Origin of the sequence: Legionella sp. PC1000, assembly GCF_014109805.1 — a bacterium.
Lineage (GTDB): Bacteria > Pseudomonadota > Gammaproteobacteria > Legionellales > Legionellaceae > Legionella > Legionella resiliens.
This window is the reverse complement of the sequence record NZ_CP059400.1, coordinates 2,644,514-2,655,813: the sequence shown is the minus strand read 5'-3', so window position 1 is coordinate 2,655,813 and position 11,300 is coordinate 2,644,514. Positions and strand designations below refer to the sequence as shown.

The following is an 11,300-nucleotide window of genomic DNA, read 5'->3' as shown; positions in this document are numbered from 1 at the left end:
TAGCACTTAAGTTTGAGTTCTGTTTTTTATAAATAAAATATATGTTACGCCAAAATGCTTGTGGTAAGCGCACTGAGTTGTTTGGTATCAGGATTATGTATACTTACTGCTGCCACAGCAGGTAAATTGAGGAAATGTTCTGCTTCTTCCCATTCAATTTCAGCTGGGAACAATTTTAGATGTGGAAGACATTTATTCAAAAGAGTACAAAAAGCCAAATCCGCTGGAAAGGGGCGAACATGCATGTAACCAAGGCTCATCACAGCCATTGCTTCTGAAAGAGTCGCAACGCCGGGTAAATAATTAAGCGAGTACACATTTGCTGTTTGGGCAATGGCTGGTAAATAGCCGGGGCTGGTGGCGAAATGTACATTTGCCTGATAGCAATTTTCAAGTTGTTGTGTATCAATCACCCCACCGGCACCGATTTTAAGCGAAGGGTAATGAGTAATTGCCTGATTTAACAGTTTTTGATCGGTTGAATTAAGTTCAACTAAATCAAAACCGGCAGATTTTATTTGCTCTAACCGCTCAAACAAAAAATTGTCTACATCCAGGGATATAATTACAGATTGATTGCCCAGTAACTTATCTAAGATCATAGTGAGTCCTATGGTGATGTATATTTTTTAGTAAACTTTGTTTCAAATGGGTTAAATCACAAAACTTAATGTTAGAAGAGTTGGTTTATGTTAGCAAGTATATTAGTGATTGTTATTTGAAATAAATTAGGGATATTAATTAGTTTGAAAAAAAAAATTATGGTGATTAAAGTGTGCACCGAGCATCCTATGGATGCTCGGATATGGGGGAACTGCTTGTTATCTAGGTGCGGTTGGAGTACTCACATGTTCTTCCCGTTTTTCCACGGGACTTAATTCGGAAGTAACATTATTTTTATAGGAGTCTTCCCCAAATCTAGGCATATTTTTCAATAAAGCATTCATCGTTTCTGGGGGAATAGGTGCCCGCTCTAACATACGTTTGATTTTTCCTTTTAGTGTTTCCGGGTTTTTATCCAATTCGGCTTGTTCTTCTGGTTTTAAGGTTTTCTTCGCTTTATCTGTAACATAATTATCCATTTGATCACGTAATTTTGGATCTTCTATTGTTTTGACCGCAGTAAATAGTGAACCCCAAGTGGGCTTTTGTCCGTTATTCACAGTTTGGACGAATGCAGCAGTTAAAATTTGTTGTGGTGAAGGCATTGAGGGTGAAGTTCCTTTAGATAGCGTCGGTGTTGGAATGGATACTGAACCTAGGCCAAAGCTATTGCCTGTTGTGATCGTTGATTGCGGGGGATGCATCGTCAAAGCAGGAGTATTTAGTACAGCGTGCTGTGCGTTGGCTCGCGCTGCTTGCATTGAAGTAATTTGGTTATTAACCATTAATTGTTCTGCTTTATTTACCGCAATTTTTGAATGGGTTTCTTCCTTTCGTGTTGCATTGAGTTCAACCTCTTGTTTTTTCACGTGCTGAACTACATTTTTCACACTCATGATCTCAGGTTTGACTTTTTCAAAACGGGCTTGGGCCTCTTCTAATTTTGCTGGGTCATTTTTGACATCGTCCCATTTTTGTCCTGCAGCAAGAAGATAATACTTGCCATCGTGCTTGACAAGACTTTGAGCTTGTTCTTTAGGAACAGCAAATAATGCTTTGTCATAGGTAACGCCTTCAGAATTTAAGTCAGCATCAAAAAATACTTTCTCATTCCCCACTTTTGATCTTATGTCCTTTAAGCTTGCTAGTTGCAGGTTCAAAGCATTTTGTTGATTTAATATCTTACGCGCTTCTTTTTCATTGCCTTTATCTAATTCGTCAAACACATGCTGTGACATCCTATCTATTTGTCGTTCAAGTGAGCTAATCTCCCGATCTAACATTTCCGGATTGTTTTCGAAGGTCGGAGCAGATTTATCATAAGCATTCAAAACGTTATTATAAGTCTTATGCTTTTCATCTATGGCTATACTTTCATCTTCAAGCTTACCTAACTCTTGGGTAAGTGCTTCCTCTTCTGCTTTAAGATTTGCTTGCTGTTCTTGAAACTTTTTAATGGAGCTATCATAACCTTCTAAAGTATCCTTAAGCGCTTTATTCTCCTCAGGAGCTTTTTTCTGAGGAGTTTGTTCGTTAGGTTTTAGAATTTTCTCCTGTTGCATCTCAATTAACTCATTTTGAGCTTTTTGCGCTTCAGCTTCTTCTGCGAGCAGCCAATGAAACAGGAAACCTCTTCTCCGTTCCTCCATCGTGATTTCTTCTTGTATTTGTAGTTGCCGCTCTTCTTCAATGGCTCGCTCAAGGGCTAACTCAGCCCCAATTTCATGGGTCACTGTTTCCCCAGCAGGCGATAATAAGAAGATCTTTATATCCTCTGGGTTATGTAAGCCAAATTGGCTTAGATCGATTGTAGAAGGGTTAGGATCTCCACCGTCTTTAGGTGAGGAAAAACTAAGCTCACCACTGTCTACTTTTGATTGTATGACAGCATCAAGTTTTTTATTTATAAGGGCTAATTCATCTGAGGTAAGATGTTCTGTTAAGTTTTGTTTTGCAATCGACATAGATCTGTATCCTCTTACACCATATTATAATTATATACAACATTGTTCAATAAATCACCAGAAACATGAGGCTTGGAATGAGCATGCTAAATACTATAGCTTATTGGTTCCTTTTGAAAAGGAACTTTTAAATTACTTTTCGAACTTTTTACTGTAAATAGGGATTGGTGATGAGAAATAGGGCCATGATTTTTTTCTATTGCATGCGATTCAGCGTCATTATTTAGGAGGGTTTGCAACAAACAGTGGCTGCTTGAATGTGGAATAAGCTCATAACGTCTAGGATCTTTAGCGTAATATTCTGTATCATCTAAAGACCTATGTGATTGAAGATCATCTTTTGCAAATGCCCAATAATACAAATGGCCACGTTGACTTTCTATAAAGGATAATAAGGTGTGCTTCAGCTTACTGGCTTGGTTATCGATACAGTTACAGATTGTGGTAATTCCTTTTGCACCGGTTGCAAATAAGATGCCAAAAGAATTATCCCATACTTCACCAATAGTACATATCACACTGCCTAAAGCATAGGCAAGAATGCGACTTATAGGGTCTAAAAGAGTAAGTCCCACGCGGGTAGAGATAGAAATGAAATCAAGAATGGGTAAAACAAGGAGATTTTTAATTAATTGTAATAGCGGAATGCCTAGAGCTCGAACACCATTAATACAAAGATTAAGTAATTGATGATTGGAAAAGTGCCCGAATGGCCAGGTAAACCCATAAAGCGGTGATAATCTGAAATTGGCTATTAAATTATCTGATGGAGGTCTTGTTGAAAAGAAAAGAAGTAATTCACCTATATCACTGACATGGCCAAGGAGAGCAAGTGTTTTAGTGAGTAAATTCGTAACACCACGAAAAGGTACATGGACAAAAAGAGCGCTTACTTCAATCATTGGCATGGTAAGTAGAGCTAAGATAAAATCAGCGCAGGCTGCAAAAATCTGTTTGCTTATGTTTTTGGCAAGTACCCGACTTTTTTGCCAACCCCTGATAAATCCATCGTTAAATCCGTAATAATAGCCTTCAAAAAAGGGAGCAATGCACATCTTCCCCAGGGTTACAAAGCTTTTACACAGCCATTTACAGGTACCGAGAAACCAATCGTCACCCGGATGCATAATTGTATCATAAATAGCAGCCCCCCCTTTCCCACCTAAAGCGGCATAATTGGTATAGGGGAAATCCCCCATTTCATGTCCCAATGATGGGATTACTTTAGTTAAACCGTACCCTAAACCAAGCGCTAATGAAGCAATAATGGCAATTTCTGCGGGATCTTCTTTAAGGACATTGAATGCTTCAACAAAAAACTTATCTAAATTTCCACCTGCTTGAACACATTGCCAGTAGGTCATCGATGCAGAAATAGCTTCAGAGATTGTTCCATGGCTCATCCAATGAGCTAATTTTTGTGTCGGTTCAATGCCTGCAATTAATCCGTGTAATTGTAATTTAGTTAAAATGGATTTAAGGAACTCTGGAGCAAGTACTGCACCGCCACCGTAGGCATATGCTGCCATTGCTAAAGTACCAATCAAGGGATTTTGCTCACTTACTTCAATAAAAAAACTAGCAATGTGACGTATTACTCCTAAGATACGATGCAATGGATTGTCGTAAGCGGGTGGGCTTGGGGGGTGATTAGGGCGAGCAATGACGTAAGGACTGTTGCTAATTTGTTCTTTAATGAATTCTTCTAGAGTTTGCCCATTACCTAAAAGTCCTTTATTTTCCAAAGCCAATATCAGTGAGTTTCTTACTTTAGTGTATTGCTTGTGTTTTTCTTTAAACGCAAAATTGTCCTGTTTGGGAAAATGTGTGTCATGAATATGGTCGAAAAAATCATGATGCACATTATGGATAATAAAGTGTTGCATGCTTTTGTAGAATTTATAGAAAAATCTGGGGATACGTGAAATAAACGCATTAAGTCTAAGGCTAACACGCTCTGGTAAGTAGAGATGGCGTTTGCTGATTTGTCCTAAAGTATATAAATCCTGTCCTTCAGGTAAAGGATAGAAGAGTTCATTGTGAACAAAATAGCGCAATTGTACTATTTTGTTTTCTTGTCTTATCAGGATGAGTTGCTCATTAGCGTTAATTACCCAGCTACCGGTTGGTAGTTGGCTGATTTTTTTTTTCGCTTTTTTTCTGTTATTTTCAAATATTGGTTCTTTGGTGCTATTTATAAGGCTTGCGATTAGGGTTTTTAAATCAGGATAGCCTTTTTGTGGAAATCCTTGCAGTCTGTAATAGGGTATTATTTGGGTAATTGTGAGCCCATCTAAACGTGGCAGTACTTCTGTTTTATGTTCTGGCTTGCTATCGATTGCCAGATAATTAATCCAATCATGGCCATCACGCCATAGCTTATTAAAAAAAGCTGCAAGCTGTGCAAATCGATTTGCAGGAACATTGCTCAAATTCGTTGCAGAGGGGAGTTTGTAATAGCTACAAATAACTCTTAAGGCATCATCCAAATCTTTGCTGTTATGTCCTATGTGAAGCTCACTATCCCAAACGAGGCAGGATTGGAGTGGCTCCTGGTTTTTTACGATGCGACTAAAATCCATTTGATCTTGTCGTGACACAGAATAAACACGGTTAAAAGCATAGTGTTGTGCTATTTTATAGGCTTCATAAAGAATGTTTCCCAGAGAACCTTCAGAGACAAGCGGAGAAGTTGCTAATAAGCGATTCTGATCAGAGCAGCGCCCTATAATTTCAATCACTTCTTTTCTTAGTACTTCATGTCCTTCATGATCTTGATTGGTTAATTGGCGTTCTTTTTTTAACAGCTTTTTTAATGAATTAATGCATTCATTAGTCACTTGCAGTTTTTGCTCTTGTACCGAAGTAAGTGGCTGGCTGTAACTCGCTGAGCGTATTCTATAGCGATGAACTTTGCTAATAATATTCGCGACCAATGAAGAAGGTCGTTCTCCTGGCAGGAGTTGAATTAGATCTGCCTGATGAGTAAATAACATGAGCTGCACAGTTTTTTTATTATGGTTGGCGATTAAGCGCAGCCTGTCGCCTCCTGGAAGAAGGTATTCCATATCATAATGACCATACAGCACTGTTCCTGCTTCATAGCTGAATGGGCTTCCTGTTATTGTGGGTAATGCTTGATGACTAGAAGGTGTAATAGTTAAGGGGACGATAATTTGTGTGTGTCCGTTCTTCGTTACAAAATAAGACATAGGAACCATCCTTTGTTCACATACTGTACAGGATACTTGGTTTTTTAGTGAAATATCAAGTAGGAACAGATACAAAACCTGGAAATTTTATAGCGTCACTGATAAAATGTTTTAAAAATAAACAGGAATCTATTTTAATGACTAGTTATTGTGGTTATATTGCTTTAGTTGGTAGACCTAATGTAGGTAAATCAACCCTCCTTAATTGTATTTTGCAGCAAAAAGTTAGCATAACCTCCAAAAAGCCACAAACAACCCGGCACAGTATTTTAGGGATACGTACTGAAGGTGAGTACCAATTTGTTTATGTGGATACACCCGGAATTCACCAAGGAAATAAAAAGGCAATGAATCGCATGATGAATAAAACTGCGATTAGTGTATTGCGTGATGTGGATGTGATTGCTTTTTTGGTTGATGGAACTCATTGGCAAGAAGAAGATGAGTACGTTTTAAATTTAGTAAAACAAGCCAAAGTACCTAGTATTTTGGTAATTAATAAAGTGGATAAAATTGACGATAAAACGCAACTGTTACCTTGGATAGAGCAAATAAGTCAAAAACATGAATTTACTGCGATTATTCCTATATCGGCAAAAACGGGAGTACAGGTTGATGAGTTGCAAGAAAAATTGCAAAATTATTTGCCTGAGGGTCCCCATTTATTTCCAGATGATCAATTGACTGATCGACCTATAAAATTTTTATGCGCGGAATTATTACGTGAAAAAATTTTCCGCTTTTGTGGGCAAGAATTACCTTATTCTGTTACTGTAGATATTGAGTCATTTAAAGATGAAGGCACGCTTGTGCGTATTCATGCATTGATTCTTGTGGATAAAGACAATCATAAACGAATGATCATTGGTGATAAAGGACGAAAATTAAAAGAAATGGCAACAAATGCACGGATGGACATGGAAAAACTGTTGGGCAAGAAAGTATTCTTGCAATGCTGGTGTAAGGTAAAATCCGGCTGGTCTGATGACGAGCGTATATTAAAACAATTAGGTTATGACCATTAGGACAATAGAGGCTTGGGTTTTACACAAGAAATGGTCTGGAGACACGAGTACTCGTGTCAGTTTTTTTACGCGTGAGTTAGGCGTGATTCAATGTCTTTCCAAAGGCGGGCGCACACCTAAAAAGCAAGCTCTTTTACAACCTTTTACTCCTTTATGGGTAAATCTTGTTGAACGTCATGAGCGATATTATACACAATCTGTTGAAAGTATTGTGCCCACGCTTCAACTTACAGGCGGCTCACTTTTTGCGGGTTTATATATCAATGAAATTCTTTATTATGCACTAAGACCCAACTATCCCGACGCGACATTATTTGATGCTTATTTGTTTACTTTAAACAATCTCGCATCAACAAAAGAACGATTAGTGCTAGAAGCTTCATTAAGGCGTTTTGAGTGGACTTTATTGCATGCATGCGGCTATTCTTTTTCATTAACACACGAAGCAAGAACTGCACATCTGATTGGTGCAGACTTGTGTTATCAATTTGTTGCTGGTGAAGGTTTTATTATAAATAGCAGGGGAATTCCTGGGGAACATATTCTTGCTTTGGCACAAGATAATTTAAATGAAGCGCCTTATCTTAAATCAGCAAAAATAATTATGCGTCAAGCAATTGATCATCTTCTAGGTGGGCGTGAAATTAAGACAAGGGCTTTATATTGTGCAGAAATAAAATAGGGCATGAAGACAATTCCACTGTACTCTCTACTTCATGTATGCAGCGTTTCGGTATTCTAAAGTCATACCATTTTGGCTCAATCCAGCCGATTGTTAACAGACACTAAACCATTTAAAGAGGTCTAACTTGGATTTTTTGCAGCACTTGGTACGCACAATGCATATATATGTTTTCAAGCAACTTGAGTTTAGGTCATGATGGACTTTATACTCTTTATTTTATTGTAAGGTGTAAAATGAATAAACCAATACTATTGGGTGTCAACATTGATCATATAGCTACTGTACGCCAGGCAAGAGGCACCCGTTATCCTGATCCTGTTCAGGCTGCAATGGATGCGGAAGAAGCCGGTGCTGACGGTATTACTTTGCATATGCGAGAAGATTTACGACATATCCAGGCTCGTGATGTACGTTTGATGAAAGAAGTATTACAAACGCGAATGAATCTTGAGTTGGCGGTAACTGATGCAATGCTGGATTTTGCAGAAGAAATAGCGCCCGAGCATACGTGTTTAGTCCCGGAAAAACGCGAAGAATTAACTACAGAAGGTGGCTTGGATGTGATAACACACCAGAAATCAGTAGAGTATGCGGTAAAGCGTTTGCAGGCTATGGGAAGTGAAGTTTCTTTATTTATTGACCCAGATCCCGAACAGATTAAAGCCGCAGCGGATATTGGTGCTCCTGTAATTGAATTGCATACAGGGTGTTATGCTGATGCGAGCAATGTGGAACAGCAACAACATGAGTTGGCCCGGATAAAGCACGCCGCGGAATACGCATCGAGTTTAAATTTAATTGTCAATGCAGGCCATGGCCTTAATTATCATAACGTACAATCTATAGCATCTATAAAAGAATTACATGAACTTAACATAGGCCATGCGATTATTGCCCGAGCCTTATTTTGCGGTATGAAAGAGGCAGTAAGACACATGCGTCTACTAATGCAGGAAGCAAGACTTTATGTCAACATCTGACGTGATTGTTATTCGTATTACTGGAGATTCGGGAGACGGTGTTCAATTAGTGGGCGAGCAACTCACCATTAGTGCAGCGCTTACTGGTCGTGATGTACGTACTTTACCCGATTTTCCTGCGGAAATTAGAGCTCCAGCTGGCACTGTGGCTGGGGTTTCTGGTTTTCAACTGGCGATGGCTGAACATGCTATTTTTACTGCAGGTGAGTCGCTGGATGTGCTGGTTGCTTTAAATCCAGCGGCATTGAAACATTCCTTGCAACATCTAAATCAAGGCGGTTTATTAATTATTAATGAAGACAGTTATCAGGAGAAAGATTGGCAAAAGGCAGGAATGGATAAGAGTTTTCTCGATAATTGTGCCGAGCATTACCAAATTGTTTCATTTCCTTTAATTACCCAAACCTTGCACGCAGTATCGTCACTTGAATTGACGAAACCCCAAGCTACTAAAACCAAAAACTTTTATGTTTTGGGTTTGGTACTCTGGTTATTTGACTTGCCAACAGAAGCTTGTGAAGGATTTATTGCTAAAAAATTCAAAGCGAATGCTGTTGTTGCCAAAGCCAATCAATTGGCATTATTAGCTGGTTACAATTATGCCATGACTTTAGAATTATCACGCCGTGACTATATGTTAGGCGAGGTTAATCGTGATGTAGGGGAGTATCGACAAATTACAGGGGTAGAGGCAGTAGGTTTAGCACTTGCTACGTTGGCTACTTCGCTACAAATACCTATGCTGGTTTCGGGCTATCCGATTACTCCTTCTTCAGCAATACTTCATGAATGTGCGCGCTTATCTGATTTTGGAGTGCAATTACTCCAGGCCGAAGATGAAATTGCGGCAATTTGTGCCTGTATTGGAGCTGCATACGGAGGGAGATTGGCTTTAACTACAACTTCAGGACCTGGGCTGGATCTAAAAAGTGAAAGTCTTGGTCTGGCAGTAGTCGCTGAATTACCTTTAGTTTTACTTGATGTTCAACGCGCCGGGGCCTCCACAGGATTACCAACAAAAACAAGCCAAAGTGATTTACGTCAGGCACTGTATGGGCGTCATGGCGAAGCACCCTTGCCTGTATTAGCGGCACAATCTGCTGCAGATTGTTTTAATACCGTTTTAGAAGCATTTTATTTGGCTGTTAAATATATGACCCCAGTAATTGTTTTGCTGGATGCTTATCTCGCAAATGCAGCAGAACCCTGGAAGATACCCGAAGTAAGTGCTTTAAAATTACCTCAAATTGAATTTAACCGTTTTCCAAAACCATTTACTCGTGACGCGCTTTTAAGTCGAAGTTGGAACACACCAGGTACTCCAGGGTACATTCATCAATTAGGGGGTTTAGAAAAGCAAGGCGAAGACGGTCGTGTAAGTTACGATGCTGAAAATCATCAAAAAATGGTTCACTTACGTCAGCAAAAAATTGATGGAATTGCACGAGAATATGAACCTTTAGTCATTGAAGGCGATGCGAATGCGCCAATCATTTTAATTGGCTGGGGAAGTACTTATGGCTGCTTAAAATCAGCAGTTTTGCAATGCTTGGGACAAGGATTAGCACTTGCTTATGTGCATTTACGTCATTTAAACCCTTTACCAAATGACTTAGGAACTGTTTTAAAAAAATACGATAAAGTATTGGTTGCAGAATTAAATTCAGGGCAATTATGCCAAATTATTCGTGCCAGCTATTTGGTTGATGCACAGGTGATTGGCCAATCGAATGGTCAGCCTTTTACTGTCAGTCATCTGGTGAATACTATTAAAGCGGAAGCCAATTATGAACAACAATTATAAGCGCGAAGATTTTGCCAATACTAATGAAGTTCGCTGGTGCCCTGGGTGTGGTGATTATGCCATTTTGATGGCACTACAAAAAATGTTGCCTGATTTAGGGTTACCCCCAGAACAGCATGTTTTTATTTCTGGAATAGGGTGTGCTGGACGATTGCCTTATTATATGAATACTTATGGTTTTCATACCATTCATGGTCGAGCTACTGCAGTTGCCACTGGTTTAAAAGCGCTTCGTGAGGATTTGTGTGTTTGGATAATTACTGGAGATGGCGATGCTTTAAGCATTGGCGGTAATCATCTGATTCATATTTTGCGTCGTAATGTGAATGTTAATATTTTGCTATTTAATAATCAGGTATATGGTTTAACTAAAGGACAATTTTCACCAACCTCACAAAAAGGTCAAGTAACAAAAACATCGCCTAAGGGAGTAGCGAATGAGCCTGTGAATCCACTTACATTAGCTTTAGCGGCAGGGGCTAGTTTTGTAGCTCGGGCTGTAGACAAAGATCCCGTTCATTTGGCAACTATATTAAAGAAAGCGCAAGAACATCAAGGCTGTTCTTTTGTAGAAATTTATCAGGATTGTAATATTTTTAACCACGGCGCCTTTGATGAGTTTGCACTTAAAAGTAATCGCGCTGAGAATACAGTGATATTGGAAGAAGGCCAACCTTTACTCTTCGGTACACAAAAAGAGAACGCGTTGCACCTTAGAGAAGAGCAATTCACCAGTGTTTCAGCAGAAGAAAAAGGTATTTATCATCATAACCCAAGTGATTTTGTTGCTGCGATACGCCTTGCAGCTTTATCTTTTCCTGCATATCCAGTTCCTTTGGGCGTTTATTATCAAAAAACTCGGGATTTTTTTGCTTTACCTGAAGAGGTAAAAAAGGCCCTACCTGACTTACCTGAGCTATTCAGGGCAAAAGCTACTTGGCAACAAAGTTAAGCTCTTAGCTCTGGGGTGAAGCGAGGCGTAACCCAGGTTTTCCCTGCTGCCGATGATGTCCCGGGTTAGGGCTTG

8 protein-coding genes are annotated in these 11,300 nt (G+C 39.2%); 5 read left to right on the top strand and 3 right to left on the bottom strand.

Annotated elements, in window-relative coordinates:
* Positions 1–44 precede the first annotated feature (44 nt).
* The 3 genes from FOLKNPGA_RS11610 to FOLKNPGA_RS11600 form a co-directional block, all read right to left on the bottom strand.
* A complete protein-coding gene (locus tag FOLKNPGA_RS11610) occupies positions 45–602 on the bottom strand; it encodes a multidrug DMT transporter permease (protein ID WP_182350060.1) in 558 nt (185 codons plus the stop codon).
* Positions 603–821: 219 nt separating this feature from the next.
* Positions 822–2,567, bottom strand: a complete 1,746-nt coding sequence (locus FOLKNPGA_RS11605) for a coiled coil protein (protein WP_182350059.1) — start codon at positions 2,565–2,567, stop codon at positions 822–824.
* Between the two features lie 86 nt (positions 2,568–2,653).
* On the bottom strand, positions 2,654–5,779 hold the full coding sequence (locus FOLKNPGA_RS11600) for a hypothetical protein (RefSeq protein WP_182350058.1): 3,126 nt from the start codon (positions 5,777–5,779) through the stop codon (positions 2,654–2,656).
* Between the two features lie 137 nt (positions 5,780–5,916).
* On the opposite strand from FOLKNPGA_RS11600, the gene era reads away from it, so the two are divergent.
* The 5 genes from era to FOLKNPGA_RS11575 all read left to right on the top strand — a co-directional run bounded on the left by era (position 5,917) and on the right by FOLKNPGA_RS11575 (position 11,225).
* On the top strand, positions 5,917–6,804 hold the full coding sequence (gene era, locus FOLKNPGA_RS11595; RefSeq protein ID WP_182350057.1) for a GTPase Era: 888 nt from the start codon (positions 5,917–5,919) through the stop codon (positions 6,802–6,804).
* Positions 6,794–7,486, top strand: a complete 693-nt coding sequence (gene recO / locus FOLKNPGA_RS11590) for a DNA repair protein RecO (RefSeq protein ID WP_182350056.1) — start codon at positions 6,794–6,796, stop codon at positions 7,484–7,486. The genes era and recO overlap by 11 nt, the downstream gene beginning before the upstream one ends.
* Before the next feature lie 236 nt (positions 7,487–7,722).
* On the top strand, positions 7,723–8,469 hold the full coding sequence (pdxJ, locus tag FOLKNPGA_RS11585) for a pyridoxine 5'-phosphate synthase (RefSeq protein WP_182350055.1): 747 nt from the start codon (positions 7,723–7,725) through the stop codon (positions 8,467–8,469).
* On the top strand, positions 8,456–10,273 hold the full coding sequence (locus tag FOLKNPGA_RS11580) for a 2-oxoacid:acceptor oxidoreductase subunit alpha (RefSeq protein WP_182350054.1): 1,818 nt from the start codon (positions 8,456–8,458) through the stop codon (positions 10,271–10,273). Before pdxJ ends, FOLKNPGA_RS11580 begins: the two co-directional genes overlap by 14 nt.
* Positions 10,257–11,225: a 2-oxoacid:ferredoxin oxidoreductase subunit beta gene (locus tag FOLKNPGA_RS11575; RefSeq protein WP_182350053.1), complete on the top strand. Its 969-nt coding sequence runs from the start codon at positions 10,257–10,259 to the stop codon at positions 11,223–11,225. Before FOLKNPGA_RS11580 ends, FOLKNPGA_RS11575 begins: the two co-directional genes overlap by 17 nt.
* Positions 11,226–11,300 lie beyond the last annotated feature (75 nt).

Coding starts and splice junctions, on each gene's coding strand:
- era (WP_182350057.1), top strand. CDS start 5,917: ATGACTAGTTATTGTGGTTATATTGCTTTAGTTGGTAGACCTAATGTA.
- FOLKNPGA_RS11575 (WP_182350053.1), top strand. CDS start 10,257: ATGAACAACAATTATAAGCGCGAAGATTTTGCCAATACTAATGAAGTT.
- recO (WP_182350056.1), top strand. CDS start 6,794: ATGACCATTAGGACAATAGAGGCTTGGGTTTTACACAAGAAATGGTCT.
- FOLKNPGA_RS11605 (WP_182350059.1), bottom strand. CDS start 2,567: ATGTCGATTGCAAAACAAAACTTAACAGAACATCTTACCTCAGATGAA.
- FOLKNPGA_RS11580 (WP_182350054.1), top strand. CDS start 8,456: ATGTCAACATCTGACGTGATTGTTATTCGTATTACTGGAGATTCGGGA.
- FOLKNPGA_RS11600 (WP_182350058.1), bottom strand. CDS start 5,779: ATGTCTTATTTTGTAACGAAGAACGGACACACACAAATTATCGTCCCC.
- pdxJ (WP_182350055.1), top strand. CDS start 7,723: ATGAATAAACCAATACTATTGGGTGTCAACATTGATCATATAGCTACT.
- FOLKNPGA_RS11610 (WP_182350060.1), bottom strand. CDS start 602: ATGATCTTAGATAAGTTACTGGGCAATCAATCTGTAATTATATCCCTG.